The sequence below is a fragment of the Nocardia sp. 852002-20019_SCH5090214 genome (genome assembly GCF_001665865.1).
Lineage (GTDB): Bacteria > Actinomycetota > Actinomycetes > Mycobacteriales > Mycobacteriaceae > Nocardia > Nocardia nova.
On sequence record NZ_LZMK01000393.1, the window covers coordinates 297,436 to 322,926 of the forward strand.

A 25,491-nucleotide genomic window follows, 5' to 3' on the forward strand; every position below is an offset into this window, starting at 1 on the left:
GTCGAGGTTATGCCCCCACTTTCGGGGGCCGGAATGTGCCGAACGGACCGAATATTGGTAATTTCGGACTGTGGTTGGGATCGGTACGCCGTCCGATGTGTTACCGCACGGCAGCGTCAGTGTGCGCATGATGGTGAGTGTCGGGCTCGCGCATGGATTGGATGAACCGCTGTTATTGGCGGGCACCGGAATCGAACCCGCGGATCTGGCCGATGAACAGGTGCGAATTTGGCCGGATCAAGAATTCGCTGTCGCCCGCAATCTCATTCGCGCGCTCGGCGATCGTCCCGGGCTCGGCGTGCAGACCGCCGCGCAGGCGTCGCTCGGCAAGGCCGGTCTGGTCGGCCTCGCGGCCCTGGCCAGCGCGACCATGCGTGACGTGCTGAACATCGCGGTCCGCTATCAGGATCTCGTCTCGGTCGCGGCGCGCTATCACCTCGACGATTCCGGTGGCGACGAGGTCGCGCTGGTGGCCGACGGCTCGGGAATACCTGCCGACCTGCGTGGATTCTTCGTCGAACGCGAGGTGGCGCTGATCTTCGTGGCCGGCCGGGCGCTCGACGTGACCATCCCCGCCGTCCGCCTGGAACTGGAGCTGGACGCCGACCGGGCCGCCGCACTGGCCGAATTCGCCTCGATCGACACCATCCTCAGCGACTGCCCGCGTACCGCGCTGGTCCTGCCGCGCTCGTTCCTGGATCTGCGCATGCCACATGCCGATTCGCATACCGCGAATCTGATCGAGCGGCAGTGCCGCGAGGCGCTGCAGGTCCTGCTCGACGGCGGCTGGAAGTTGTCGACACTGGTCCGCGAGCGCCTGCTGCGCGAACCGGGTTCGGTGCCGTCGATGGCCGAAGTGGCCGCCGAGCTGCACATCAACGTCCGTACGCTGCGCCGCCAGCTCGCCTCCGAGGGCGCCAGCTTCCGCGGCCTGCTCAACACCGTGCGCGAGAGCACCGCGGCGGAGTTGCTGCGCGCCGGGGCGACGGTCGAGGATGTCGCCCGCCGGCTCGGATATGCGGAAACGGCTAATTTCACACACGCCTTCACCCGATGGATGGGGATGTCGCCGCGGGCTTACCGGCAGTCGCTGACCCGAAATCGATAGCGAATCGTGTCCTGACGCGTATTCGGATTTCGGGGAATCCGTGATTTAAGGTGCCCGCAACAATGTGTGGCACGGTGTTCCGGATAACTCGCTGCGCGTTTTTTCACGAGCACATTCTGCATTCGCAATATGGCGACCGAATGCCGGTGAATTGCGCCGAGGCCGGATGGTGGGCGCGTGCGGGTCAACGGGGAAACCGAGCCGCTCGGTTGTGTCTCGGCGCCTCGGTTCAGGGTCACCGGCCGTCCGGCCCCGCCGAGCTCGACGGCGAAACGTCGGGTGCCCAGCCGGCTACCATGTCCGGCCGTGCGGCAGGGTGAGTGCCCTCATATAGTTTCCTAGTAAAATACCTGTTAACCTTCTCGGGTGTCGCATCGTGCCTCGTCCTCCCCGGCTGCCGGTATCCGCACCACGCTGCGGATGCTGTCGCTGCGCGGGGTCTTCCGGATGCGTCCGGTCGCCGACACCTGGTACCAGTCCGCGCTGTGCGCGCTGATCGCGATCGGCGGACCGGAGGTCGTGCTGCTGGCGACCGGGCAGGTGCAGCTGGCCTTCTACACCAGCGCCGGTGGTCTGTGCGCCCTGTACGGGCACGGCCTGCCGTATGCCGCCCGCGGCCGGACCCTGGCCTGGGTGGTGCTCGGGATGTTCGCCGGCACCGCGGTCGCGTTGACCGCGTCGGCGCTGATCGAATCCGCGGCGGTGCGGGTCCTGGTGATCGCGGTGCTCGCCGGGCTTTACAAGCTGGTCTGCGACGCCTCCCGGATGGGACCGCCCGGCAACATCATCTTCACCTTCGTGGTCTCCAGCGCGGCCTTCATCCCGCAGCGTGCCGGACAACTTCCCGGTCACCTCGCTCTGATCCTGCTGGGCGGCGTCCTGGCGTGGTGTGTCTGTATGGCTCCGGCGCTGGTCCGTCCGCACGCGCCGCAACGCCTGGCCGTGGCACGGGCGCTGGAATCGACCGCCCGGCTGCTGCGGGTGCCACTCGGCGATGCGGGAGTACCGCGCGCCCGGCACGACGCCGCGGTCGCCGTGCAGGCCGGATGGACCGCGCTGTCCCGGGTGCCCGCGACCGCCCGCACCACGGCGCAACTCGCCGCGCTGGCCGGTCTGCTCGCCCGCGCCGAAACCCTCGCCGCCACAACCAGGCCCGCCGGTCCCGAATATCTGCTGTACCCCTCCGACGCCGAGAATGACACCGCGGCATCGGGTTTCGCCACGGCACGAGATCGAACCCGACTCGGCGCCGACGCCGGCGCCGACACCCTCGACCGGTACGCCCGCGCCCTGCGCAGCGGCCTCGAGGTGCCCCGGATCCATTGCGCCGCAGCCGAAGAGTCCGAGATTCGCGGTATCGGCCTCGGCCGAACCGGTGCCGTCCGCGGGGCGGCGTTGCGGCGCGTGGGCCACGCCTTCCTGCCCGGCGCGCCCGGACTGCCGCTCGCCACCCGCGTCACCCTCGGCGCCGCGGCGGCGGGCTGGATCTCGTTGGCGCTGGGCGTGAATCGTCCGTACTGGGCCGTGATGACCGCCGCGGTCCTGATCGTCGTCAATACCGCGCAGTCGTGGCAGCGTACTGTGCAACGCGTGCTGGGCAATCTCGTGGGTGTCGCGCTGTTCACGGCGGTGGCGCCGTGGGCGCACAGCGCCGTCGCGCTGGTGGTGATGGCGCTGATCTGCCAGGTGATCGTCGAGGCCACCATCTCCCGGAACTATTGGGTCGCTTCGGTGTTCATCACACCGATGGCCCTGGCGATGGTGGAATTCGCCACCCCGCGACCGGCCTCCGAGCTCGGACTCGATCGCTGGCTCGACACCTGTGTGGGTGCGGTGGTCGCGGTCCTGATCTGCTTCGCCATCCCCAATCGCCGGGTCACCGACCGGGTGGCGGCGGCGCTAGGCGACCTCGATGCCGCGATCGGCCGGGCCCGCCGGGCGGTGGACTCCGGCACCGCGGCGCCGGCCGATCGGGCCCGGCTCGCCGCCGCCCTGATCGAGGTTCGCACGTGCGCCGATACCGCGGCGGGGGAATGGTGGAGTGCTCCGCTCCCCGATGAACGCATCGTCGCCGCGGAACGCACCGGACATCAGCTCCTGGATCGCTTGCCGGTCAGAACCTTCGCGGCGGTGTCGTGATGACCGCGCGGACCCCGGCCGGTTCTCCCTCCCCGGTCCTCGAAGACGCCAAAGAAAACGCGGCCGAGAACGCGGTAGCCGACGATGCCGTCGCCGAGGTGATGCGGCAGTGGGCGCGGGCCGCACCGGAACTCGATCTGCGTCCGATCGCGGTGATCGGCCGCATCACCCGCTGTGCGGCCCTGCTGCAACAGGTCGCCGACGCCCCGCTCGGCGACGAAGAACTGGCTCGACCGGAATTCGACATTCTGCTGGCGCTGCGACGGGTCGGCGGTGAACTCACGCCGGGCCGGCTGGCGCGCGAAACGTTCGCCTCGCCCGCGGCCGTGACCAAGCGGCTGCGGGGGCTGGAAGAGCGCGGGCTGGTCGGCCGTCGGGCCGACACCAGGGACCGGCGGGTCTCCCATATCGCGTTGACCGCGGACGGCCGCGCGCTGATCGATCGGCTGATGCCGCGACAGCTGGCCTACGAGGCCGGATTGCTGTCCGGACTACCCGATGACGACCAGCGCGAACTCGCTCGCATTCTGGCCGATGTGCTGGTGCGGTGGGAGGGACGGTTCGGCGGGCTGCCCCGCTGACTCTCGAGACGACTCGCTCCGCTTCTCCCGAGGACGCCCGCATCCGGTCGTACGACGAAGCGGACCGGATGCGGGTGGATTCGCCTGCGCGTCAGCCGTTTCCGACGGCCGAGAGCGGGCGGATCAGGGGAACGCCGTCGGATGCGACGGGTACCGGGACGCCGGCGAGTTTGTCGATCGCCGCGTAGTAGGCGGCCTCGTATCCGGCGCCCAACTGGTCGACGGAGAACTTCTCCACCACCCGGCGCCGGCAGGCGGCCGGGTCGATCTCGTCGGCCGCGGCGATGGCCGCGGGCAGTTCGGCGGGATCGTCGCAGATGATGCCCGTGACCCCGTGGTCGACGACCTCTTCGACCGCGCCGCCGCGCAGGGCCACCACGGGGGTGCCGCAGGCCATCGCCTCGATCATCACGATGCCGAACGGCTCCTCCCATCGAATCGGGAACAGCAGGCAGCGCGCCGAGGCGAGCAGCAGCCGCTTCGCGATCTGGTCGGCCTCACCGAAGACGAAATCGGTGTCGCGCAGCAGCGGCCGCACCGCGTTCTCGAAGTAGGCCTTCTCCGGGGGTTCGTTCATCTTCGCCGCCAGCACCAGCGGCATCCCCGCCTCGTGGGCGGCGTGCAGGGCCAGGTCGGGGCCCTTGTAGGGGGCGTAGCGCCCCAGAAACAGGCCGAAGTCCTGTTTGCGGGTCTGGAACGGCCATTCGGCGGGGCGGACCGTGTTGTAGACGCGGCCGACCCAGTTGAGATTCTCCGCCAGGGAGCGTTGCCGATCGCTGATCGCGACGAACTGCGCGGTATCGGTCAGCGAGCTGTAGTACTCCTGCGCTTCCCCGTCGACCGGACCGTGCACGGTGACGACGGTCGGAATGCCGAGAGCGGAGTACATCGGAGCGTTCAGCGGCCCCGCGAAGGTGTGGTCGTGAACGACGTCGATCCGTTCGGTCTGCGCCAATTCGGTGATGATGCGCCGAACCTTGAGCGCGTTGAGCACCTCCGGGAACGGATCGCCGAGGCGTTCGGCGAGGATGTCGTCCCATACCCGGATGAACCGTGCAGTAGTCCCGGAGCGGCCGGCGCCCAAAAGGGTCACCCGGTGCCCGCGTGCTACCAGTGCGTCCGCCAGTTGAGCCACCACGGCTTCGACGCCGCCGTAACCGGCAGGCGGCACTTCGAAGTACGGCGGTGCGACCATCACGATGTGTAAGGACGCGCCGGGTTCGTGGAGCCGGTAGATCAAGGATTCCGAGTCCGCCAGTGAAGCGTCCTCCAACGTGGTGCCGCGCAGGGCGCCGGCCGCGGAAGCGCCGGACAGCGATGCGCCGGACAACGATGCGCTGGACAAAGAGGCCGAGTACTCCGATTCCGGATAGTGCAGGGAGTCGTCGCACTCGACGGGACTGGAGCCGGACGGGCCCGCGGAATCCGAGCCTGACGGGTTACTGCTCATGGTACTGCCTCCTCAACGTGTGAAGCTGCGACCAAGCATGGCGAGAGACCAGAAACCACCAGGCGTCTCTCGGGAACTTCGGTTTCCCTCATCGGGCGGGCCGGAGCGACCCGGTGGGTGATGTACCCAGCAGCAGACACGGTAACCCTTCGGCAGTAAAATGTCCGGGAATACCTGGTAGAACGCAAAATTTGTGCAAGTGAGCCGGGGTACGCGGGCGGGATTACTGAGCGGTAGGACATCGCGGCGGACCCTGTCGCCGGTCCTGCCGGGGGTGTCCGGGGCGTCACGGCCGCGCCGGCGCCTCCGCGTTCGGGCGCCGAGGCGCGCATATATATATATAAGGCATCGATAGATCGCCGAATTGAAATCCCGGCAATTCGGGCATTCGAGACAAATTGCGATTACGACGCGCCGACGGATTTACTGTTTCACGGCAGAGTATTGACCGTTGATTTACCATTGCCGCGCCGCTGCGCGTGGCGTCCGAATGTTCCGGAAAACGCCCTCATTTGCAGGTCGTACGGCGTAGAAAGTGATAGCCGGTCGATGGCTGGGGCAATTGTCCCGGAGTGTCCAGTGCAAAATTCAAGATCAAGTATATGAAGATCAAAAATGTTGCTACGCAAGAAGGTTGGTCTGTGTAAGCTGACCTCGATCACGACCTACTACGAGGTGGGATGGCGGCGATGGTGGTGTCGCAGTGAGTATCGACAAACTCCGGCTGCGCCGTGCGAGCTACATGGTAGCCGCATTCGGTGTGCTGGCTTTGGTGGTGACCGGTCCACTGGATCGGTTGATGCTGGGTGTTTTCATCTGTATCGGGCTGGGTTTGGGTTGGCTGAACGCGCAACTGACATTGCGGTCGGTCACCGGCATCACCCGCTCGGAATCGCCGAATAAGCAGGCGCTGGCCTTGTCGACGGCCGCGCGGCTGATCATCGTCACCGTACTGGCGATCATCGTGGCGTTCCTGACGCGCCCGAACGGTGTGGGCATCTTCTTCGGACTCGCGTTGTTCCAGGTGATCCTCGTCTTGCATACCGTTGTGCCCGAGTGGAGAGGGCTCCGTCAGCAGTCATGAGCAGCACTATCGCGACGATGATCCTGGCCGATGAAGAGCCGAAGATCGAAGTAGGTCACCACGCCACCACCGAGCTCTGGGGATTGACGTTCAACGTCGACACCATCCTCTCGACGGCGGTCGCCGCGGTGATAGTCATCGCCCTGGCGCTCTTCCTTCGCATGAAGATCACCTCGGGCGTACCGAACGGCGTGCAGTTGTTCTTCGAGACCATCACCGTGCAGATGCGCGGGCAGGTGGAGTCCGCGATCGGAATGCGTATCGCGCCGTTCGTATTGCCGCTGGCGGTAACGCTTTTCACCTTCATCCTGCTGTCGAACTGGATATCGGTGCTGCCGATGCAGTACGGCCGCGGCGAATTCATCTTCCCGCCGGCCTCCGATGTCAATTTCGTCTATGCCCTGGCATTGTTCGTCTTCGTCTTCTACCACGCGGCGGGTGTCCGGCGCCGCGGTCCGGTGACGCATGTGAAACAGTTGCTGAAGGGCCACACGGGGTGGGGACCGATGGTGTTGATCAACATCATCGAAGAGATCGCCAAGCCGTTGTCGCTGTCGCTGCGATTGTTCGGAAATATGTTCGCCGGCGGCGTCATGGTCGCGGTGATCGCGCTGTTCCCGTACTGGATCGCGTGGGGCCCCAACGCCATCTGGAAGCTGTTCGACTTGTTCGTCGGCGCCATTCAGGCGTTCATCTTCTCGCTTTTGACCGTCCTCTACTTCAGCCAGTCCATGACGCTGGAGCACGAAAACCACTGAACGGCAGTCCCGGTCGGCCTCACCGATCGGTCAACGTTGGAGAACAGGAAGAGAAAATGGCAGCAGATCCAGCAATCGTCCAGGGTGCCCTCATCGGCGGCGGCCTCATCATGGCCGGTGGCGCCATCGGCGCGGGTATCGGTGACGGTCTGGCCGGTTCGGCACTGATCAACGGCGTTACCCGGCAGCCCGAGGCCGAGGGCCGGTTGCGCGGTAACTTCTTCCTGACCGTCGGTCTGGTCGAGGCCGCGTACTTCATCAACCTCGCGTTCATGGCGCTGTTCGTATTCGCAACTCCCGGTAAGTAATCGGCGAGATGTCCGCGCGAACCGATGTGGTGGCCGAGGGGAACTTCCTCATCCCCAACGGCACCTTCTTCGTCGAGCTGATCATTTTCCTGATCGTGCTCGGAGTCATCTGGTTCTTCGTCGTTCCGCCGATCCGCAAGGTGCTGACCGAACGCGAGGAGCGGGTGGAGGCGACCGCCGCCAACGCCAAAGAGGCGAAACAGGTCTTCGCCGACGCCCAGGCGAAATATGAGACGGCGCTGGAACAAGCCCGTACCGAGGCGGCCGACATCCGCAACGAGGCACGGGCCCAGGGCCGGGCGATCATGGACGACCTGCGGACGCAGGCTCAGCAGGAGGTCGACGGCATCGTCGCCGAATCCGCTGCCCATCTGCGCGCCGAGGCCGACCGCGTCAAGTCCGAGCTGCGACTCGAGGTCGAGCCGCTGGCCCAATCGCTCGCCGACCAGGTGGTCGGTGACAGTCGCCACGCCGGCACCGCCGGTCGTAGGAGGGGCAGGGATTCGTAATGATTGACACCAGCGGCGGTGTGCTTGCCGCAGGCGGATACGAGATCACCTTCGACTGGCCGGTCTTCTTCAGTCAGCTGTTCGGCTTCGCCGTCATCGTCTTCATCATCTGGAAATGGGTTGTCCCGCCGGTGAAGAGGTTGATGGCGAAGAGTCAGGACGCGATCGCCAAGCAGCTCACCGAAAGCGATCACGCCGCGCAACAGCTGGAAGAGGCCAAGCGCTCGTACGCGAACGCCATCACCGAAGCGCACACCGAACTCGAGCAGATTCGCGCCGACGCGCGCGCCGACGCCGAGTATATCGTGGCGCAGATGCGAGAAGCGGCCGCAGCGGAAGTCGAACGGGTGCGACGGCAGGGTCGCGATCAGGTCGCCCAGCTGCGTCGCCAGATGGTGCGCGATCTGGAAACGGATCTGGCGGCCGCGATGCTGGCGATCACCGAGGAAAAGGTTCGCGACCAGGTGGCGACACCGGAGGCGAAGTCGGACAGTATCGAACGGTTCCTCGAGGACCTGGAGATCCTGGCCAACTCGTCGTCGGTCAAGCGGCAGGCCCAACCGGGCTGGAACTGAACATCGTAGGCGAGTAGCCGGTGGGCCGTGGCCCACCGGCTACTCGTTTCTATACCGAGACGGTGGCGGGCGGAGTCAGCGCGTCGGCGAGCGCCGCGAGGGTGGGCGAGCAGCCGGAATCGATACGGACGGTGGCCAATTCGTCCCCTCGCGTGGCGCCGCGGTTCACGATCACGACGGGTTTACCGGATTTCGCGGCCCGGCGGACGAAGCGCAGCCCGGACATGACCGTCAGCGAAGAACCCGCGACGACCATCGCGTCGGCCGCGTCGACCATCGAAAATGCCTCGGCCACCCGATCTTTCGGGACGTTCTCGCCGAAGTAGACGATATCGGGCTTCAACATGCCACCGCAGTCGGTGCAGTCGACCATGCGGAAGCTGTCGGTCTCGCCGACCACGGCGTCCGCGTCCGGCGCCACCTCGATACCCGTGGCGGTCGCCAGCTCGGCGAAGCCGGGGTTGGCCGCTTCCAGCCGATCGGCGAGTGTCATGCGCGAGATCAGTCCGTGGCACGACAGGCAGCGCACCCGCGCGTAGGTACCGTGCAGATCGATGACGGCGCGGTGCCCCGCCTTGGTGTGCAGCAGGTCCACATTCTGCGTGATCAGTCCGCTGACCACCCCCGCATGTTCGAGCCGGGACAGCGCGCGATGGCCGAGATTCGGCCGCGCGGCGTCCATCCGCCGCCAGCCGACGTGATTGCGTGCCCAGTAGCGCTGCCGGAATACCGGATCACCGACGAACTGCTGATAGGTCATCGGATTGCGTGGCGGCGAATCCGGCCCGCGATAGTCGGGGATACCGCTGTCGGTCGACATGCCGGCCCCGGTCAGGACCACGATCCGGCGGCCCGTCAGCACCTCCACCGCACGATCGAGGCCGGTGTCGGTCGGCAGGGTCGCGAGCTGGGGCATGAATCCAGGTTACGAGCCCGTGCGCGATGTTCTCCCAGGGCTTACTCGATGGCGCGGATCAGATCGTCGTCGGAGTTCTCCGGTGTGGTCCTGGCCGCCTTCGCGTGGCTGTAGGCGATGCCGGCGACCAGGATGGCCAGCAGGACCGCCGAGGTGCCGTAGGTTCCGAATCCCAGTCCGCCGCTGCTGTGCGATTTCGAGAGCAGATCGCCCGCGGTGGCGCCGAGCGGCCGGGTGAGGATGAAGGCCATCCAGAACAGGACGACACCCGAGATCGGCGTGCAGTAGTGCGCCAGCAGGATGACCACCATGATCGTGCCGATCAGCGCCGCGCCGCCGCCGTAGCCGAGGCCCGAGCTGTCGGACAGGTAGTCGCCGAGCGAGGTGCCGAGGGTGTTCGACAGCAGGATCGCCGCCCAGTACAGCATCTCGCCGCGCAGCGTCCGGATATTCGAGACGTCGTAGGTCTGCCCGCTGAACCGCCAGATCACGAAGACGATCGCCAGGCCGCTGATCAGCAACGCCGCGCCCGCGCCGTAGCCGAGCCCGCCGTCGGTCGAGGTATCCGAACCCGGCCCGCGGTTGATCAGATCGGACATGGTGGTGCCGGCCGTACTGGTCGCGGCGATCACCGTCCAGTACAGGGCGGGATGGAAGCGGCGGGCCCGCAACTGGGCGATGAGGCTCACCACGAAGATGGCGAGGAACAGCAGCGAAGCGGCCGCGTAGCCCAGCTTCAGGGTCTGCGCCAGCAGATCGCCTCCGGTCTCGCCCAGGGTGGTCGCGGCGATCTTCAGAACCCAGAACAACGCCGTGACCTGGGGAAGTTTATATACGGTCCGGGCCGGTGCCGGGTTGGTCACGTGGTAGTCCTTTCCGGGCCGCGAGCCGGCGACCGTCTCGACACAGGGACGGCGGCATTCTGCCCGCCGGTCGCTGAGACCACGCTGAGATCGTGACGGGCTCGCCGAGGTCGTGGTCGATGATGGGTGGGTGAATCGGTTCCGGCGCTGGATACATCCGTCGCGGTGGGGTGTGCGGATCCGGTCTGCCCTCGTTTCGGCTCTGGCGGTCGGTGTCGTGCTGCTCGTCGCCGCGGGTGCGATGGTCTGGTTGCTGCACCGTTCGCTGATCGACGAACTCGACGCCGCCGCGCAGGCCCGTGCCGGCGAGATCGCGGAGACGCTCGAACACGACCCGGCTCGGGTGCGCGAACTTCCGCGCGCCGAGGACGGGCGCGTCGCGGCGGCCCAGGTCGTCGCGCCGGATGGGACCGTGATCTGGGGTTTCGACGATCCGCACGGAGTACTGGCCACCGCCCCCGCAGGTGCGAGACGGGCCGTCGGACTGTCCGCCTCGCCTGGATACGACGAGGACTTGCGGGTCGCGAGCCGGGTCGCCGAAACGTCCTCGGGCCGCTACCAGGTGTTCGTCGCGGTCGACACCGAATCGGTCGAGCGGGCGGTCGGCCGGGTCGGGGCCTTGCTGGCGGTGGGAGCGCCGATCGTGGTGCTGGCCGCCGCCGTGGCAACGTATCTGCTGGTCGGCCGCTCGTTACGGTCGGTGGAGGCGATCCGCGAGCGCGTGGCCCGGATCGGTGCCACACAGCTCTCGGAGCGGGTGCCGGTGCCGACGCCGCGCGACGAGATCGCCCGGCTGGCCGAGACGATGAACGATATGCTCGCGCGCGTCGAGGCCGGACACCGGGCCCAGCGCCGTTTCGTCGGCGACGCCTCCCACGAATTGCGCAGTCCGCTCGCCACGGTCACGGCCGCACTGGAATTGGCGCGCCACCGGCCCGAAACGGTGGACGCGGAGCTGATCGACGGCACGCTGCTGCCGGAAGCCGAGCGCATGCGCCGGCTGATCGACGATCTGCTGACCCTGGCCGCCGCCGACGAACGCGGACTCGAATTGCGTACGGGCGATGTCGATCTCGACGACATCGCCCAGGCGGCGGCCGTCGCCGCTCGGCTGCGCGGGGGGATAACGGTCGATACGGATATCCGCCCGACCCGTATCGTCGGGGATCCGGAGCGATTGGCGCGGGCGCTGCGCAATATCGTCGACAACGCGGTCGCCCGTGCCCGTTCACGGATCCGGATCGCGGTCACCGACGAGATCGCGCCGGGAGCGTCGGGGGGCGCCCGCCTCGTCGTGGACGACGACGGGCCGGGCATTCCCGCGGCCGACCGCACGCGGGTCTTCGATCGTTTCGTGCGACTCGAGGCCGACCGGTCCCGGACGACCGGGGGTTCGGGCCTCGGGCTGGCGATCGTCGCGGAAATCGTGGCCGCCCACGGGGGAGTGGTGCTTGTGGACGAGTCACCTTGGGGTGGAGCACGATTCGTTGTCGAACTGCCGGTGACGGGACCGCCGGACCGGTGACTCATTCCGGTGCGGCGGTGACTTCCGAGTCGATCAGCCGATAGCCGACACCGCGCAGCGTTTCGATGCTGTTGCTGCCGAACGGCGTATCGATCTTCTTGCGCAGATAACCGATATAGACCTCGACGACGTTCTCCGGCCCGTCGTAGTGCGCATCCCAGACGTTGCGCAAGATCTCGGTTTTGGTGCGGGCACTGCCCTTGTGCCGCAACAGGTATTCGAGCAGTCCGAATTCCCTTGGTGTCAAGGACAATTCGGAATCAGCGCGGGTGACCGAGCGCCGCCGCGGGTCCAATCTCAGATCACCCGCGGCCAGGATTTCGGGCTGCTGTGGGGCGCGACGGCGCAGCAGGGCGCGCAGGCGGGCGGTGAGGACGACGAAGGAGAACGGTTTGGTCAGGTAGTCGTCGGCGCCCAGGTCCAGCGCGTCGACCTGGTCGTAGTCGCCGTCCTTCGCGGTGAGCATCAGCACCGGGGTGGTGATGTCGCGTTCGCGCAGCCGGCGCAGCACCTCGTAGCCGCTCAGTTCGGGCAGCATGATGTCGAGCACGATGACGTCGAAGTCGTCCTCGCTCGCCCACCACAGGCCGTCGGTGCCGGTGTGAGCGTGCTGGACGACGAAACCCTCCAGCTCCAGGCCGCGCCGCAGAGTGACGGCGAGCCGGGGCTCGTCCTCGACCACCAGCACACGCATCCCTCCAGCATGCCGGATCCATGCGGTGGGCCGCGCGGGTCCTACAACCAGATGCCCGATTCGACGACCCATACGCCGCCGTTGTTCTTGCGGGCGGGCTGGGACAGTTGCAGGGAGACACGCTGTCCGTCCGGCCCGGTCGCGACGGCCAGGTAGGGCCCGCCGTGGGTGATCGCCGGCTGCGACCAGCCGAAGCGTCCGGAGACGAAGGCACGTGCGACGGCGTCCTCGTCCAGCCGCCACGGCTGGTGACCGGCGTCGACCGACTGCTGCAACTGCGCGGCCGCATCGCCGCTGATGCCTTCGCCGGGGAAGGCGGTGCCGGCCGGCGGATGGTCGCCTGCGGTCGGGCCGGACGGCGAGACGACGGGAAGCTCGGACGTTGGGGCAGAGGGGAATTCGGCGCGGCCGGACGAAGGCCGCTCGACACTGCCGGAGCCGTCGTGGGTTTCGACGGTGGTGTTCACGGCGGCTGTCTGCGTCGTCGAGCGGTATTCGGCGGTATTCGGCCCTTCCGAGGCCGGCGAATCGGTCGAGCAGGCGCCGAGGGGTACGGCGACCGCGACACCGACCGCGACGGCGATGACGCGGGGTATGTCCGTGGCCCGGATCTGCCGATGGCCGGATCTGTGCGGGAGTCGGGTGTGGGAGCGCATGGCGTTCTCCTGATGCGATCGGTGCCGTCATCGTGTGATCCGCGCCCGGCCGGTGTGTGTTATCGGCGGTGAGGCGTGTCGGCGCAATCGAGACCACTCCGTCATCGCGACGGGCGTGGGCGATGGTGCTCGCTCACCTGTCGCGACCGCGGTGTCAGCGCGTCGCGGATCTCGGCGGCCGCCGCCCGCACCCGCGGTGCGATGCGCCGCAGCGCCGCCGGACGATCACAGACGACACCCACGGCCGCCGACGCGTCGACGGCCACGGCCACCGCGGCCAGTCCGGATCCGAATTCGTCGTCGTCGTAATCGGTTGCGTGGCAGGCGATTCGGTGCAGCTTGCGGTGCAGTTCGGGCAGATCGACGCCGGGCTCGATATCGGTTACCCGCGCCTCGACATCCTCCGGCGGCAGGTGGGCCAGCGCGACACGGCCGAGGGTGCTGCGATGCGCCGCCACCCGGGTCCCGACCCGGGTGGGCACCGCCGTCGCCGCCCGGCCGCCGAGTTTGTCGAGGTAGAGCACCTCGCCGCCGTCGAGGGCGCCGAGATGGACGACGGCCGCGGTGGCCAGTAGCAATTCGTGCAGAATCGGCGCCGCGCAGGCACGTAACCGGGACAGCCGCGCGGTGTCGGCGTTCCATGTGCGGACGCGCCGGCCCAGCGCATAACCGTCCGCACTGTGGGTGAGCCACTCCAGCTGGATGAGCTGCCGCACGATCCGATGCACGGTGGCGCGCGGCAGCCGGGTCCGGACGGCGATCTGGCCGAGCGTCAGGTGGCGATCCGGTGCCTGGAACAGATCCATCACCAAGGTGGCGCGCTCGAGCATCGTCAAAGGCAGCTGAGCTGCGGCTACCTCGGACATGTACCGATGGTAGAAGTCACTCGCGCCGCGCGAGGGCCACGTTATCCATTCGGTACGCCGAGCTCACCCGCCGGATCCGGACGCCGATCCGGCGCCGAGGCCGTTCGCGGACCCGCTGGGCAGTTGCAGTTGAGCGTCCGGTGCGCCGGTGCCGTTCGGGTCGAGCATTCCGCCCTGGCCGGCGTAGGGGCTCCGGCCCGGCGGCGCCTGCAGCACCGTGAGGTAATTCCACAATCCCGCCGCGAGCGCACCCCCGCCGACCAGCACCGTCCCGAAGACACCGCCCGCACCAGCGAACGCCAGGACGGCCGCCGGAATCGTCGCCAGGCAGCCGGGGCCGACCACCAGGCAGGTACTCGCTCCGACCGCGGCGCCGATGAGGGCGCCCAGCACGGTGCCGACGACCGTCCCGATCACGGGGCCGCGCGACATGACGGTCGCGAAATCGTCGAGGGCCAACTGATTCTCCATCGCGGAAGCCGCGGGGCGTCTCGCGATATCCGGTGTCATCGTGAGCGTGCGCCCGCCGTCGCCGATGCGGGTAGCGATGCGGTGGGCGGTGCCGTCCAAGGTGAAGCTCGCCGGCAGCGTCGTGACGGGAGTGCCGCCCACGGTGACGCGGGCGGAACCGTCGTCACCCGCGCTGAACGTACCGGCGGCGAAGCCGCTGAGAACGACGGCGCCAGAGGTGGTTTCGATGCTCGGAGCCGGTGGCTCGGCGGTCGCGGTGGCGACGGTGACGGATGCGGCCAAGGCCGCGGTGGCCGCGGTGAGCGCGGCGATCGTACGGCTGGACATCTGCGCCTCCCACGCTCAGCGACCGGTGTCCGGCACACCCGGCCGGCCACGCAGATCGGGGGCGTATTCGCTGGTTCCCGGAGGAGCCAGCAGCGTGGTGACGTAGCGGTAGAGCCCCGCCGCGGTGGCGGGACCGCCGCCCAGTACCAGTCCTGCGACGCCGCCCGCGGCTCCCGCGAGGCTGACGATCGGCAGCACGGCGACCACACAGCCGACGCTCAACACCGCACACGAGGCACCCGCCAGGGCGATCCCGAGCCCGATGCCGAGGACCGCGCCCACCGCCGTGCCGATCAGCGCGCCGACCGAGGTGCCGATACTGACCGCGTTGACCAGGTCGTTCATCGCGAGTTGATTCTCCAGCGGCGAGGCGACCGGGGTCGGGGCGTCGCGGCGCAGGCCCGCGGTCTCCGGTGTCAGCGTGAGAGTCGTCGCATCCCCGCCGATCCGCGCGTGGATCGGCATGCGCTGGTCGCCGATCGCATCGGCGAGCGGCAGGGCATCGAGCACGCGGTCCTCATCGTCCCGGACAGTGACCGCGGTGCCGTCGGGATCGACGGCGAAGCGGCCGTTGGTCAATTCGACTGTCACCGAGCCGGTATCGGTCGATGCGGCACGGTAGGCGACCACCGCCGGGGCCGGATCGGCCGCCGCGGTCCCCGCCGCGGCCAGTGTCGCGCAGATCGCCACTGTCGTCGAGATCCGAATCTTCATGGGGCGCCCCCTCGTCTCGATCCACCGGGCGCTCGTGACGCCCGGCCCCGGTCCGGGTGCGGTGTCGCGCACGACGTGCGGGGAGCCGGACCGTAGCGCGGCGGATTCGGAAGCGTCCGAAGGCGTCTCGCTCAGCGAGACAGTTTCTCCGTCGTGGCCGGAAGCCCGGCCAGGAAGGTGGTGATCGCCGAGGTGACCGTTTCCGGATCCTCGACCATCGGCAGATGTCCGCAGTCGCTGAGCACGAGACGCTCACGGGGGCGCAATGTTTCGTCGAGCCGGGCGCCGGCGGCGGCCGAGAGGATCCGATTGCGCCGGCCCCAGACGGTGCAGATCGGCGGGAACTCGGGGCCCGGAGTGAAGTCGTCGAGTGCGGCGAAAGCGGGAAAGTCCTGTACCAGCCGGTCGAGCGCGAGCAGGCGGCCGCGATCGGCCCAATGTGATTGCAGGCGTGGGTCGTTCTGCAATTTCCGGTCGCGTCCGCGCGGTCCCAGCTGAGTGGCGACGATCCATGCGACGAGGGGTTTCGGCAGCGCGAGCCGCCGGGCCAACGGCGCGAGCGGCACGAACCGGTCGAACCACATCAGCGGCGCCTGATCTCCGTGCCGCACGGTATTCCAGGTGAGCGGATTGATCAGCACCAATCCGCGCACCCGCGCCGGATCACCGATCGCGAAACTCAGCGCCGTCGCACTGCCCAGGCAATTCCCGACCAGTATCACCCGGTTCAGCCGGTACTCGTCGAGAAAGGCCCGCACCATGGCCACATAATCGGCGAGCCGATACCCGTGCGGTTGCTCCGATTCTCCGTAGCCGGGCAGGTCCAAGGCGAACACCTCGTATTCGCCCCGCAACGCGGCCATCTGCTCGTCCCAGATCCGCCGCTGGGCGCCCGCATTGTGGAGGAAGACGACCGGATCGCCGTGGCCGGCGCGGTCGTACACCACGCGCCGCCCCTGATATTCGAATTCCGCCACGACGACTCCTCACTTCTACGAACATCGATGTTCGTGAGTGGGTACGGTACCGCACCCGCGCCGAAAATGCGGGTCAGCGGGCCAATTGCAGGGCCAGGGTCGCGGCGGCCGGGATCAGATACAGCGCCGGGAAGATCGTGGTTCCGTAGGAGTGGGCTCGTACCGTGGTTGCCATCGCGCCGAGGAAATACAGAATCAATCCCACGGCCGCGGCCACCCCGATCACCGGGACGAAGAAGCCCACGACGAGTCCCAGCGCCCCGGCGGATTTGGCCAGGGCGAGCCAGTTCCACCAGCTTCGCGGCACGCCGTATTGATTCAGCGGTTCCACGACGAATTCGCTCTTGTTGAACAGTGAGTAGCCGGAGAAGCCGATCCACAGTGCGGCCGCTGCGCCGACGATGTAATACGCGATGTCCATGCCGGTGTGACGATGCGGCGGGCCGCGGTGTGACATGCCGCCGGGAGCGATGGTGCGATCAGCGTCGCTGCAAGGTGAATCCCGCGAGCGAATACGGGGCGTCGATCGAGGTCGCGGCGGCATTCACGGTGCCTTCCCAATAACCCTGCGGTGCGTCGACGGCGCGCAGGTCCAAACCCGTCGGCATCCCCTCGAACGTCACGTATGTCTCATCGGGGCCGGCCGCGTTCTGGCGGCCGGTCTTCGAGGAATTCCCGCACACCAGCGTCACGGTCGCACCGTCGACGAAGACCTGCAGGTCGCAGTTGTGCACGGGTGAGCCGATCATATTGTCGGGGTGCTGGGTGATGTGGTAGTTCCCGGCCGGAAGGATCCCGTTGCGGGGAACTCCGGGGTCGTCGGCAAAGGCGGCGGCCGGCACCGCGGAAAGGGTGGCGGCGGTGAGTGCGGCTCCGGCCGCGGCGCGTCGAACATTCATGGTCCGGCTCCCATCGGTCGATCCATCGAAATCAGCCGGATGCCGGAGTCGTCTCGGGCAACCGGGTCGCTCTGATGGGAGGATTCCCCGCTCCCGCAAACGAAACCAGCGGCGCGGACATCGGCGCGGTGGCGTCGCCTGCGTCTGGCTATTACCGTGTGGACCGGCTACTGATGTCCCGAGATGTTAAGTTCCAAGTCCCGATGCGGTAAGTATTTGCGCCTGTCTGCGCCTACCGTTGAACGCATCACCCGGTGCCGGACTCGGCGGCGAGCGAACCGCCCGACCGGACGCACCGAGACAGTGCGGACCGTGGATCGCGAGCCCTCGCGGCACCGATGCTCCGGTCCTGTCGGAAGAGGAGATGTCCTGTGCCACAAGCCTTTCGTTACTACGAGACCGGAGCGCCCGAGGTGCTGCGGTGGGAGCGCGTGGAAGTCGGCGATCCGGGGCCGAACGAGGTGCGGATTCGCCACCGTGCCGTGGGCCTGAACTTCGCCGACACCTATTTCCGTACCGGGCTGTACCCGGCGCCGCTGCCCGCGGGCATGGGCGTGGAGGGCGCGGGTGTGATCGAGGCGGTGGGCCCGGGTGTCACCGACTTCGCTCCGGGCGACCGGGTGACCTATACGGGCAGTCCGCTGGGGGCCTACAGCACGGAGCGGGTGATGCCGGCCGAACATCTGATCGCACTTCCGGACGGCATCGGCTTCGACACCGCGGCGGCGATGACCATGCGCGGCCTCACGGCGGCGTATCTGCTGCGCCGCATCCACCCGCTGCGTCCGGGCGATACGGTGTTGCTGCACGCCGCCGCGGGCGGGGTCGGCCTGATCTTCACCCAATGGGCAAAGCTGTTGGGTATCACCGTGATCGGCACCGTCTCCTCCGACAGAAAGGCCGAGATCGCGCGGGACCACGGGTGCGATCACGTGATCGTGTACACCCGCGAGGATGTCGCCGAGCGCGTGCGTGAACTCACCGGCGGCGCCGGCGTCCGGGTCGTCTACGACAGCATCGGCAAGACGACCTTCGACTCCTCGCTGAATTCGCTGGCGCGACGCGGGCTGCTGGTGTGTTTCGGCACGGCCTCGGGTCCGGTGCCGCCGATCGACGCCATGAGCCTGGCCGTCAAGGGGTCGTTGTTCGTGACCCGGCCGGCCCTGGCCGATTACATCGCCGACCCGGCCGAGCGCGCCGAACTGGCCGGCGAGCTGTTCGCCCACGTCGCGGCGGGACGCATCCGCATCGACATCAATCAGCGCTACGAACTCGCGGACGCGGTGGCCGCGCACCGCGATCTGGAACAGGGCACGAGCATCGGCTCGTCGGTCTTCACCGTGGGCCGGGAAGGACAGTCATGACAAGCATTGCCCCCGTGCATCTTTCGGCGCGCTCCGCGCCGTTCGGAGTGCGTCCGCTCACCTGCGCCATCGGCGCGGAATTGTTCGATCTGGACCTGGCCGAGGTGGCGCGCGACGACGCTCTGTTCGCCGCCCTGAAGCAATTGCTGCTCGAGTACAAGGTGCTGTTCTTCCGCGATCAGAACATCAGTCGCGCCGAACATGTCGCGCTCGCAGAGCGTTTCGGGCCGCTGGAGGACCACCCCGTCCTGGGCAGCGACCCCGAACATCCCGGCCTGGTTCGCATCTACAAGGACCTCGACAGCGCGCCGGAACACTACGAGAACGCCTTTCACTGCGACGCGACCTGGCGGGAGGCTCCGCCCATGGGATGTGTGCTGCGCTGCGTCGAAACGCCGGCCGTCGGCGGCGACACCATCTGGGTGAATATGGCCGAGGCGTATCGCCGCCTGCCCGAATCGGTGCGCTCGCGGATCGCGGGCTTGCGCGCCCGTCATTCCATCGAGGCGAGCTTCGGCGCGATGCGTCCGGACGCCGAACGCCTGCGGCTGCACGAACAGTTCCCGGACGCGGAACACCCGGTGGTGCGCACACACCCGGAAACCGGCGAGAAGGTGTTGTTCGTCAACGCGTTCACCACACATTTCGTCAATTACCACACGCCGGAGAATGTGCGGTTCGGCATCGACTACGCCCCCGGCGCATCGGAACTGCTGAACTACCTCGTCCGGCAGGCGAGCGTTCCCGAATATCAGGTCCGCTGGCGGTGGACCGAGAACAGCTTCGCCATCTGGGACAACCGCTGCACCCAGCATTACGCCGTGCAGGACTACTTCCCCGACGTTCGCAAGATGGAGCGCGCCGGAATCATCGGCGACAAGCCCTTCTGAAGTCACTGAACCACAGTCTATTTCGATACAGCAGCCTATTTCGATCGGAGTACAGCCATGCATTTCCACGACGACGCCTTGTTCCCGGAGAACCAGGAGAAGCTGGTCATCACCAGCGCGCCGTACGGGCCGGAATGGGAGCCCGACGATTTCCGCGAGGATCTGCCGCTGACCATGGAGGAACATATCCAGCAAGCCGTCGACTGCTACGAGGCCGGCGCCACCGTGCTGCACATCCACGTGCGTGAACTCGACGGCAAGGGGTCCAAGCGCCTGTCGAAGTTCAACGAGCTGCTGGCCGGGCTGCGCGAGGCCGTCCCGGAGATGATCCTGCAGGTGGGCGGATCGATTTCGTTCGCGCCGGAAGGTGAAGGCGCCGAGGCGAAGTGGCTGTCCGACGACACCCGCCACATGCTGGCCGAACTCGATCCGAAGCCGGATCAGGTGACGATCGCGATCAACACCAGTCAGATGAACATCATGGAGTTGATGACCGCCGACGATATCGCCGGCACCTCGATGCAGCGGCCGGAACTGGCCGAGGCCTACCGGGAGATGACCGTCCCGGCCGGACCGGCGTGGGTGGCCGAACATCTGCGTCGCCTGCAGGGCGCGGGGATCCAGCCGCATTTCCAGCTGTCGAGCATTCCGCAGCTCGAGACGGTCGAGCGGCTGATCCGTCGCGGCGTGTACACGGGTCCGCTGAATCTGACATGGGTCGGCATCGGGGGCGGCTTCGACGGACCGAATCCCTACAACATCATGAATTTCATTCAGCGCGTCCCCGACGGGGCTTGCCTGACCCTCGAGACGCTGATGCGCTCGGTGCTGCCGGTCAACGCGATGGCGATCGCCATGGGACTGCACACGCGCTGCGGTAACGAGGACACCATCTGGGGGCGCAAGGGGGAGAAGTTCACCTCGGTGCAGCAGATCCAGCAGCTTGTCCGCATCGCCGGTGAACTGGGCCGCGAGGTCGCCACCGCCAAGGATGCGCGTGAGATCTACAAGATCGGCACCACCTACGCCGACGCCGACGAAACCCTCGCCCGGCTCGGCTACGCCCCCAACCGCAGGCCCGGCCAGGTCGGCTTCACCCACCACGCCTGAGTGGACGTACTCCGTCGGGCGGTCCACCGGCTCCGCCCGCCGGGCCTCCGTGCTCGGCCACACCGACTTGCAGAAAGGAGTTGCAGCACAGTGCACACTGCCCTCGACCCGACCGTGGTGATCGTGCCGGGCCTGCGTGATCACGTTCCCGATCACTGGCAGACGAAACTCGCCGCGACGCTGGAGCGGGTACGTATCGTGCCACCGCTCGAGCAGGACGGAATCGGCCTCGCGGCGCGGGTACAAGCCCTGGATCGGGTGCTGTCGGACGTGGCCGGGCCGGTGGTACTGGTGGCCCACAGTGCAGGCGTGATGATCACCGTGCACTGGGCACAACAACCGACCCGCGATGTTCACAGTGCGCTGCTGGCCACTCCGGCCGATATCGAAAAGCCCTTTCCTCCCGGCTATCCGACGACCGAGCAACTGGACGCCGACGGCTGGTTGCCGATTCCGCGGCGCCGGCTGCCGTTTCCGAGCATCGTCGCGGCGAGCACCACCGATCCGCTGGCATCCTTCCGGCGGGTGGCCGGTATGGCGGAGGCATGGGGCAGCCGGCTGGTCGACCTGGGCGATGTCGGACATCTCAATCCGGCGTCGGGTTTCGGACCCTGGGACCGCGCCGGGGAACTGCTGCGGGCGGCCGTCGACCTGGCCCGCCCGTCCGCGGTCGGTCGGGAGGCGCGATGACCGAGGTGATCATGTCGGCGGCGGCAGCGGTCGCCGACATCTCCTCCGGATCCTCGCTGGCGGTGGGCGGGTTCGGGTTGTGCGGCATCCCGGAGACGTTGATCGAGGCGGTCGCCGCCGCCGGAGCCGACGAACTCGCCGTCGTGTCCAACAATTGCGGCACGACGGCGTACGGCTTGGGAATTCTGCTGGCGGACAAGCGAGTACGCCGCGTCACCGCCTCCTATGTCGGTGAGAACGCGGAATTCGCCCGGCAGTATCTGTCGGGCGAACTCGAAGTCGAGCTCACTCCGCAGGGCACTCTCGCCGAACGGCTGCGCGCCGGCGGAGCGGGTATCCCCGCCTTCTACACACCGGCCGGCGTCGGCACGCTGATCGCCGACGGCGGAATGCCGTGGCGCTTCGGGCCGAACGGCAGCGTGGCGGTCGCGTCGCCGCCGAAGCCGGTGGCCACCTTCGCGGGGCCCGCCGGGCCGAAACCCTATGTGCTGGAGGAGGCGATCACCACCGACTTCGCCCTGGTACACGCGCTCATCGGCGACACCGCCGGCAATCTGGTCTTCGACAAATCGGCGCGCAACTTCAATCCGCTGGTCGCGGCGGCGGGCCGGATTTGTATCGCCGAGGTCGAAACGGTCGTTCCCGCAGGCGATCTCGACCCGGACCGGATTCACCTGCCCGGCATCTTCGTCGATCGCATCGTGCCCGCCGGGCGGGCCCGGGGTCGCATCGAGAAGCGGACCGTACGGAGCGAGGAGAGGAAATGAGCGGCGTCATCGCCCGTTCCGGATGGGATCGCTCCGCGATGGCGGCGCGGGCCGCGCGAGAATTGCGTCCGGGTGAATACGTCAATCTCGGCATCGGCCTGCCCACGCTGATTCCCGACCACCTGCCCGCCGATATCCGGGTCACCCTGCATTCGGAGAACGGCATCCTCGGCACCGGGCCCTATCCGGTCGAGGCCGAGGTCGACGCGAATCTGATCAATGCCGGCAAGGAGACCGTCACGGTGCTTCCCGGTGCCTCCTTTTTCGATTCCGCGACCAGTTTCGGGATGATCCGGGGTGGTCACATCGATACCGCGATTCTCGGCGGCATGCAGGTTTCGGCCACCGGTGACCTCGCCAATTGGATGGTGCCGGGCCACATGGTCAAGGGCATGGGCGGGGCGATGGATCTGGTGCACGGCGCCCGCCGGGTGATCGTGCTGATGGAGCACACCGACAAATCCGGCGCGCCGAAACTGGTGGACCGCTGCACATTACCGCTGACCGGCGTGGGCGTGGTCCATCGCGTCATCACCGATCTGGCGGTCCTCGACGTCACCGCTTCCGGTCTGGTGTTGCGCGAATGCGCACCGGGCGTGACCGGGGACGACGTCGGCGCCGCGACCGGCGCCCCCGTACTCACCGACATCGGCGGACACTGACCGTTCTCGATCTCGCGATGGTGCGCGAGTTCGGATCATCGACCTGTTTCGCTCTGTCCGCCACTGTCTTTCGACGCAGCCCGACGCCATTGGCTCGGGCTGCGTCCGTGATGGCTGCGGAACCAGCGAGTGAAACTGGCGGGGCTGGAGAAACCGAGCATATCCGCGATCTCGGTGAGGGAACGGCCCTGATTTCCCACCACTCGGCGGGCCAGATCCAGCCGGGTGGTGTTCACGATCTCCGAGTAGGTGCAGCCCTCGTCCGCCAGGCGGCGGTGGACGGTACGACGGTCCACGCCCAGACTGCGCGCGACCTGGTCGGCGGAGCAGCGGCCGGTCGGTAGCAGCATTTCGACGAGTTCCTGGACCCGGTCGCGCATCGCCGTTGCGTGGCCGCTGTCCACGGCGCCGAGCAATTGTTGCGTGTACGGGCGCAGCAGCGGGTCCGACATCGGGTTCGGGGTATCGAGATCGCTTGTGTAGAGCGTGATTCCGGTGAATTCGTGATCGAATGTCAACTGGGGTCCGAACAATCGCAGATGCGTGGTGCGATCCCGCGGCGCGGAATGGGTGAAGGTGGTTTCCGCCGGTTGCCAGCCCGCTCCGAGGAATGCGCGCAGAATTCCCTGCAGCGCTCCCATGGCCAGTTCGGTGGCCTGGCGGGTGCTGCGGTGCTCGCCGATATCCAGACTCAAACGGACGTGGGCGATCCCGTTGCGTTCGGTGAGGCGTATGTGCAGCGATTCGTTGTAGGTGTGCTGATGGCGCACCATCAGTTCGAGGGCGCTGCGCACATCGGGTTCCTCGCGAATCACCAGACTCAGCGGGCCCAGATTGGACAGTCGCCGCCGTTCCGCGAGCAGCAGTCCGAAATCCTGCCGGCCGGATTCCGCGGCCGAACGCTCGAGGAGTTCGGTGACGGCCGCGGCGGGCACCCACCGGTCCTGCAGGCTCAGGCCGGCCGGATCGAGTCCGGCCTCGCGCAGCAACCGGGCGGGATCGAGCCCGAGAGACCGGCCGAGATCCACGTAGTCGTTCAAGGCCGCGTATCGCGCCAGGGGTTTCATCAGCGCCTCGCTGTCCCAGATTGTTCGCATCCGTGTCCCCGAGAGTAAAGCACGATAGGACCGGCGCCCCTACTGTTGTCTCCATCACAGCGAGGTGGCCGCCCGATGTTGCCGGTCGGCCACAGGGCTCGAGCGTTTCGGCGCCTCAGCGCCCGCACCTTCCCCAGCTCCGGCGGGCGTCGCCCGCCGCGTTCGTAGGAGCACCCATGCAGTTGAACACCACCCCTGAGCTTCCCGCCGCGCAGGCCTCGGCCGTATCGACCGGCCGTACGCGGCGCTACCCCTGGCTGGTCTTCGCCCTCGCCTTCGGGCTGTTGCTCGCCGACTACATGTCCCGCCAGGTCCTCAGCGCGGTCTTTCCGCTCCTGAAAACCGAATGGGGCCTGACGGATTCACAACTCGGATCACTGAACAGCGTGGTGGCGCTCATGGTGGGCCTGTTGACGTTCCCTCTCTCGCTGCTGGCCGATCGCTGGGGCCGGGTGCGCAGCCTGGTGCTGATGGCGACGCTGTGGAGTATCGCCACCCTGCTGTGCGCGCTCGCGTCGAACTATCACCAGATGCTCGGCGCGCGATTCCTGGTCGGCGTCGGGGAGGCGGCCTACGGCAGTGTCGGGATCGCGGTGGTCCTCGGCGTGTTCGCGCCGCGGGTGCATGCCGCGCTGAGCGGTGCCTTCATGGCCGGGGGTTCGTTCGGTTCGGTGCTGGGTGTCGCGGCCGGCGGCGCGATCGCGGTACACCTGGGATGGCGGTGGTCGTTCGTCACCATGGCGGTCGTGGGCCTGCTGCTCGCGGCGCTGTTCGCCGCGCTGGTCGACGAGCGGAAACTCGCTCGGCACGCCGACGCGGAATCGGTCGAACCGGCGACGCACACCGAATTCCGGGCGCCCGTCTCGTCGCTGTTCACCAACCCGGCGGTGCTGTGCGCCTACGTCGGTGGGGGCGTGCAGCTGTTCGCCGCCGCGGTGCTGCTGGCGTGGACGCCGAGCTTCTTCAATCGGGTCTACGGTTTGGCGGCGGATACCGCAGCCGTCGCCGCTGCGGGTGTCGTCCTGCTGGTCGGCGCCGGAATGGTGTGCTGCGGCATCGTCACCGACCGGATCGGCCGCCGCGACCTGTCGCGCAAATGGCTCGCCGCCATCGTGTTCTGCTCGATCTCGCTGATCTGCCTGACGCTCGGATTCAGCATCGAACACGGTGCGGCACAACTGATTCTGATCGGCGTCGGCGCATGGTTCTCGGGCGGTTCCTCCGGGCCCACCGCCGCGATGGTGGCCAACCTGACCCATTCGTCGGTCCGCGCCTCCGCGATGGGAACGCTGACGCTGTCCAACAGTCTGCTCGGAATGGCCTTGGGCCCCTTCGTCGTCGGCGTGCTCGCCGACCACTACGGCCTGAGCGCCGCACTACGACTCGCCCCGCTCGCCTATCTCGTCGCGATCGCCGCACTGGTGGCCGGTCGCTGCCTGTACCCGGCCGGGCTGCGCACACTCGCCGCTGTTCACAACCGATGATGAGGAA

28 protein-coding genes are annotated in these 25,491 nt (G+C 67.6%); 16 read left to right on the top strand and 12 right to left on the bottom strand.

All coding sequences use genetic code 11. The annotated features are described in order from the left end of the window. The first annotated feature begins 127 nt into the window (after window positions 1-127). The 3 genes from A5780_RS33080 to A5780_RS33090 all read left to right on the top strand — a co-directional run bounded on the left by A5780_RS33080 (window position 128) and on the right by A5780_RS33090 (window position 3,828). Complete coding sequence (locus A5780_RS33080; RefSeq protein WP_063009160.1) at window positions 128-1,108, top strand: AraC family transcriptional regulator; 981 nt, start codon at window positions 128-130, stop codon at window positions 1,106-1,108. 366 nt (window positions 1,109-1,474) lie between these two features. Further along, window positions 1,475-3,247 (top strand): FUSC family protein, encoded by a 1,773-nt coding sequence (locus tag A5780_RS33085; RefSeq protein WP_197521933.1) that lies wholly within the window; start codon window positions 1,475-1,477, stop codon window positions 3,245-3,247. Then, window positions 3,247-3,828, top strand: coding sequence for a MarR family winged helix-turn-helix transcriptional regulator (locus A5780_RS33090; protein WP_082856606.1), 582 nt, complete (start codon window positions 3,247-3,249; stop codon window positions 3,826-3,828). Before A5780_RS33085 ends, A5780_RS33090 begins: the two co-directional genes overlap by 1 nt. Window positions 3,829-3,919: 91 nt before the next feature. Here A5780_RS33090 and A5780_RS33095 read toward each other — a convergent pair whose 3' ends face one another. Next, window positions 3,920-5,023, bottom strand: coding sequence for a glycosyltransferase family 4 protein (locus tag A5780_RS33095; protein WP_081879462.1), 1,104 nt, complete (start codon window positions 5,021-5,023; stop codon window positions 3,920-3,922). Between the two features lie 958 nt (window positions 5,024-5,981). On the opposite strand from A5780_RS33095, the gene A5780_RS33100 reads away from it, so the two are divergent. From A5780_RS33100 to A5780_RS33120, 5 genes are read left to right on the top strand one after another with little or no spacing between them, the layout of a single operon-like run. Beyond that, window positions 5,982-6,362: an ATP synthase subunit I gene (locus A5780_RS33100; RefSeq protein WP_030515130.1), complete on the top strand. Its 381-nt coding sequence runs from the start codon at window positions 5,982-5,984 to the stop codon at window positions 6,360-6,362. Continuing rightward, window positions 6,359-7,120, top strand: coding sequence for a F0F1 ATP synthase subunit A (atpB, locus tag A5780_RS33105; protein ID WP_030515131.1), 762 nt, complete (start codon window positions 6,359-6,361; stop codon window positions 7,118-7,120). Before A5780_RS33100 ends, atpB begins: the two co-directional genes overlap by 4 nt. Before the next feature lie 56 nt (window positions 7,121-7,176). Beyond that, window positions 7,177-7,428 (top strand): F0F1 ATP synthase subunit C, encoded by a 252-nt coding sequence (locus A5780_RS33110; protein ID WP_025352811.1) that lies wholly within the window; start codon window positions 7,177-7,179, stop codon window positions 7,426-7,428. Between the two features lie 8 nt (window positions 7,429-7,436). After that, window positions 7,437-7,937, top strand: coding sequence for a F0F1 ATP synthase subunit B (locus A5780_RS33115; protein ID WP_036524281.1), 501 nt, complete (start codon window positions 7,437-7,439; stop codon window positions 7,935-7,937). Further along, window positions 7,937-8,512, top strand: coding sequence for an ATP synthase F0F1 subunit delta (locus A5780_RS33120; RefSeq protein ID WP_030515133.1), 576 nt, complete (start codon window positions 7,937-7,939; stop codon window positions 8,510-8,512). Before A5780_RS33115 ends, A5780_RS33120 begins: the two co-directional genes overlap by 1 nt. Window positions 8,513-8,561: 49 nt before the next feature. On the opposite strand, the gene A5780_RS33125 is transcribed toward A5780_RS33120, so the two are convergent. Then, on the bottom strand, window positions 8,562-9,428 hold the full coding sequence (locus A5780_RS33125) for an NAD-dependent protein deacetylase (protein ID WP_063009164.1): 867 nt from the start codon (window positions 9,426-9,428) through the stop codon (window positions 8,562-8,564). Window positions 9,429-9,469: 41 nt separating this feature from the next. Beyond that, window positions 9,470-10,291, bottom strand: coding sequence for a hypothetical protein (locus tag A5780_RS33130; RefSeq protein ID WP_064905794.1), 822 nt, complete (start codon window positions 10,289-10,291; stop codon window positions 9,470-9,472). A 130-nt stretch (window positions 10,292-10,421) separates the two neighbouring features. Between A5780_RS33130 and A5780_RS33135 the strand changes: the two genes are divergently transcribed. Then, entirely contained in the window at window positions 10,422-11,816 is a 1,395-nt protein-coding gene (locus A5780_RS33135; RefSeq protein ID WP_064911012.1) for an ATP-binding protein, read from the top strand. 1 nt (window position 11,817) lies between these two features. Here the strand turns inward: A5780_RS33135 and A5780_RS33140 are convergent, their stop codons facing one another. The 8 genes from A5780_RS33140 to A5780_RS33175 form a co-directional block, all read right to left on the bottom strand. Then, window positions 11,818-12,510 carry a response regulator transcription factor gene (locus A5780_RS33140; protein WP_064911013.1) on the bottom strand — a complete coding sequence of 231 codons (693 nt, stop codon included), beginning with the start codon at window positions 12,508-12,510 and terminating at the stop codon, window positions 11,818-11,820. A gap of 41 nt (window positions 12,511-12,551) precedes the next feature. Further along, complete coding sequence (locus A5780_RS33145; protein ID WP_063009172.1) at window positions 12,552-13,166, bottom strand: hypothetical protein; 615 nt, start codon at window positions 13,164-13,166, stop codon at window positions 12,552-12,554. 101 nt (window positions 13,167-13,267) lie between these two features. Then, window positions 13,268-14,032: an IclR family transcriptional regulator gene (locus tag A5780_RS33150; protein ID WP_064911014.1), complete on the bottom strand. Its 765-nt coding sequence runs from the start codon at window positions 14,030-14,032 to the stop codon at window positions 13,268-13,270. Window positions 14,033-14,095: 63 nt separating this feature from the next. Further along, window positions 14,096-14,830: a hypothetical protein gene (locus tag A5780_RS33155; protein WP_064905785.1), complete on the bottom strand. Its 735-nt coding sequence runs from the start codon at window positions 14,828-14,830 to the stop codon at window positions 14,096-14,098. Between the two features lie 15 nt (window positions 14,831-14,845). Continuing rightward, window positions 14,846-15,544 (bottom strand): hypothetical protein, encoded by a 699-nt coding sequence (locus A5780_RS33160; protein WP_064911015.1) that lies wholly within the window; start codon window positions 15,542-15,544, stop codon window positions 14,846-14,848. A gap of 131 nt (window positions 15,545-15,675) precedes the next feature. After that, on the bottom strand, window positions 15,676-16,521 hold the full coding sequence (locus A5780_RS33165; protein WP_064911016.1) for an alpha/beta fold hydrolase: 846 nt from the start codon (window positions 16,519-16,521) through the stop codon (window positions 15,676-15,678). 73 nt (window positions 16,522-16,594) lie between these two features. After that, window positions 16,595-16,942 (bottom strand): DoxX family protein, encoded by a 348-nt coding sequence (locus A5780_RS33170; RefSeq protein WP_030515143.1) that lies wholly within the window; start codon window positions 16,940-16,942, stop codon window positions 16,595-16,597. Window positions 16,943-17,000: 58 nt separating this feature from the next. Beyond that, complete coding sequence (locus A5780_RS33175) at window positions 17,001-17,420, bottom strand: hypothetical protein (protein WP_064911017.1); 420 nt, start codon at window positions 17,418-17,420, stop codon at window positions 17,001-17,003. 371 nt (window positions 17,421-17,791) lie between these two features. Between A5780_RS33175 and A5780_RS33180 the strand changes: the two genes are divergently transcribed. The 6 genes from A5780_RS33180 to A5780_RS33205 all read left to right on the top strand — a co-directional run bounded on the left by A5780_RS33180 (window position 17,792) and on the right by A5780_RS33205 (window position 22,903). After that, a complete protein-coding gene (locus A5780_RS33180; RefSeq protein ID WP_064911018.1) occupies window positions 17,792-18,784 on the top strand; it encodes a quinone oxidoreductase in 993 nt (330 codons plus the stop codon). Then, on the top strand, window positions 18,781-19,674 hold the full coding sequence (locus A5780_RS33185) for a TauD/TfdA family dioxygenase (protein WP_063009190.1): 894 nt from the start codon (window positions 18,781-18,783) through the stop codon (window positions 19,672-19,674). The genes A5780_RS33180 and A5780_RS33185 overlap by 4 nt, the downstream gene beginning before the upstream one ends. Before the next feature lie 57 nt (window positions 19,675-19,731). Then, on the top strand, window positions 19,732-20,784 hold the full coding sequence (locus A5780_RS33190) for a 3-keto-5-aminohexanoate cleavage protein (RefSeq protein ID WP_030515147.1): 1,053 nt from the start codon (window positions 19,732-19,734) through the stop codon (window positions 20,782-20,784). 90 nt (window positions 20,785-20,874) lie between these two features. Continuing rightward, the gene (locus A5780_RS33195; protein WP_030515148.1) at window positions 20,875-21,474 is read left to right on the top strand and encodes an alpha/beta hydrolase; all 600 of its coding nucleotides are present in this window, start codon (window positions 20,875-20,877) and stop codon (window positions 21,472-21,474) included. After that, window positions 21,471-22,241, top strand: coding sequence for a CoA transferase subunit A (locus tag A5780_RS33200; protein ID WP_064911019.1), 771 nt, complete (start codon window positions 21,471-21,473; stop codon window positions 22,239-22,241). The genes A5780_RS33195 and A5780_RS33200 overlap by 4 nt, the downstream gene beginning before the upstream one ends. Continuing rightward, the gene (locus tag A5780_RS33205; RefSeq protein WP_064911020.1) at window positions 22,238-22,903 is read left to right on the top strand and encodes a 3-oxoacid CoA-transferase subunit B; all 666 of its coding nucleotides are present in this window, start codon (window positions 22,238-22,240) and stop codon (window positions 22,901-22,903) included. The genes A5780_RS33200 and A5780_RS33205 overlap by 4 nt, the downstream gene beginning before the upstream one ends. A 35-nt stretch (window positions 22,904-22,938) precedes the next feature. Here the strand turns inward: A5780_RS33205 and A5780_RS33210 are convergent, their stop codons facing one another. Continuing rightward, window positions 22,939-23,970 (bottom strand): AraC family transcriptional regulator, encoded by a 1,032-nt coding sequence (locus tag A5780_RS33210; protein ID WP_064905840.1) that lies wholly within the window; start codon window positions 23,968-23,970, stop codon window positions 22,939-22,941. Between the two features lie 206 nt (window positions 23,971-24,176). On the opposite strand from A5780_RS33210, the gene A5780_RS33215 reads away from it, so the two are divergent. Further along, window positions 24,177-25,484, top strand: coding sequence for an MFS transporter (locus A5780_RS33215; RefSeq protein WP_063009198.1), 1,308 nt, complete (start codon window positions 24,177-24,179; stop codon window positions 25,482-25,484). Window positions 25,485-25,491: the final 7 nt, after the last annotated feature.

What these genes read in the sequence shown, in the direction of transcription:
- A5780_RS33090 (WP_082856606.1), top strand. Translation starts at nt 3,247, where the DNA reads ATGACCGCGCGGACCCCGGCCGGTTCTCCCTCCCCGGTCCTCGAAGAC.
- A5780_RS33160 (WP_064911015.1), bottom strand. Translation starts at nt 15,544, where the DNA reads ATGAAGATTCGGATCTCGACGACAGTGGCGATCTGCGCGACACTGGCC.
- A5780_RS33125 (WP_063009164.1), bottom strand. Translation starts at nt 9,428, where the DNA reads ATGCCCCAGCTCGCGACCCTGCCGACCGACACCGGCCTCGATCGTGCG.
- A5780_RS33140 (WP_064911013.1), bottom strand. Translation starts at nt 12,510, where the DNA reads ATGCGTGTGCTGGTGGTCGAGGACGAGCCCCGGCTCGCCGTCACTCTG.
- A5780_RS33145 (WP_063009172.1), bottom strand. Translation starts at nt 13,166, where the DNA reads ATGCGCTCCCACACCCGACTCCCGCACAGATCCGGCCATCGGCAGATC.
- A5780_RS33115 (WP_036524281.1), top strand. Translation starts at nt 7,437, where the DNA reads ATGTCCGCGCGAACCGATGTGGTGGCCGAGGGGAACTTCCTCATCCCC.
- A5780_RS33095 (WP_081879462.1), bottom strand. Translation starts at nt 5,023, where the DNA reads ATGGTCGCACCGCCGTACTTCGAAGTGCCGCCTGCCGGTTACGGCGGC.
- atpB (WP_030515131.1), top strand. Translation starts at nt 6,359, where the DNA reads ATGAGCAGCACTATCGCGACGATGATCCTGGCCGATGAAGAGCCGAAG.
- A5780_RS33215 (WP_063009198.1), top strand. Translation starts at nt 24,177, where the DNA reads ATGCAGTTGAACACCACCCCTGAGCTTCCCGCCGCGCAGGCCTCGGCC.
- A5780_RS33205 (WP_064911020.1), top strand. Translation starts at nt 22,238, where the DNA reads ATGAGCGGCGTCATCGCCCGTTCCGGATGGGATCGCTCCGCGATGGCG.
- A5780_RS33190 (WP_030515147.1), top strand. Translation starts at nt 19,732, where the DNA reads ATGCATTTCCACGACGACGCCTTGTTCCCGGAGAACCAGGAGAAGCTG.
- A5780_RS33120 (WP_030515133.1), top strand. Translation starts at nt 7,937, where the DNA reads ATGATTGACACCAGCGGCGGTGTGCTTGCCGCAGGCGGATACGAGATC.
- A5780_RS33175 (WP_064911017.1), bottom strand. Translation starts at nt 17,420, where the DNA reads ATGAATGTTCGACGCGCCGCGGCCGGAGCCGCACTCACCGCCGCCACC.
- A5780_RS33170 (WP_030515143.1), bottom strand. Translation starts at nt 16,942, where the DNA reads ATGGACATCGCGTATTACATCGTCGGCGCAGCGGCCGCACTGTGGATC.
- A5780_RS33210 (WP_064905840.1), bottom strand. Translation starts at nt 23,970, where the DNA reads ATGAAACCCCTGGCGCGATACGCGGCCTTGAACGACTACGTGGATCTC.
- A5780_RS33110 (WP_025352811.1), top strand. Translation starts at nt 7,177, where the DNA reads ATGGCAGCAGATCCAGCAATCGTCCAGGGTGCCCTCATCGGCGGCGGC.
- A5780_RS33185 (WP_063009190.1), top strand. Translation starts at nt 18,781, where the DNA reads ATGACAAGCATTGCCCCCGTGCATCTTTCGGCGCGCTCCGCGCCGTTC.
- A5780_RS33155 (WP_064905785.1), bottom strand. Translation starts at nt 14,830, where the DNA reads ATGTCCAGCCGTACGATCGCCGCGCTCACCGCGGCCACCGCGGCCTTG.
- A5780_RS33150 (WP_064911014.1), bottom strand. Translation starts at nt 14,032, where the DNA reads ATGTCCGAGGTAGCCGCAGCTCAGCTGCCTTTGACGATGCTCGAGCGC.
- A5780_RS33200 (WP_064911019.1), top strand. Translation starts at nt 21,471, where the DNA reads ATGACCGAGGTGATCATGTCGGCGGCGGCAGCGGTCGCCGACATCTCC.
- A5780_RS33080 (WP_063009160.1), top strand. Translation starts at nt 128, where the DNA reads ATGATGGTGAGTGTCGGGCTCGCGCATGGATTGGATGAACCGCTGTTA.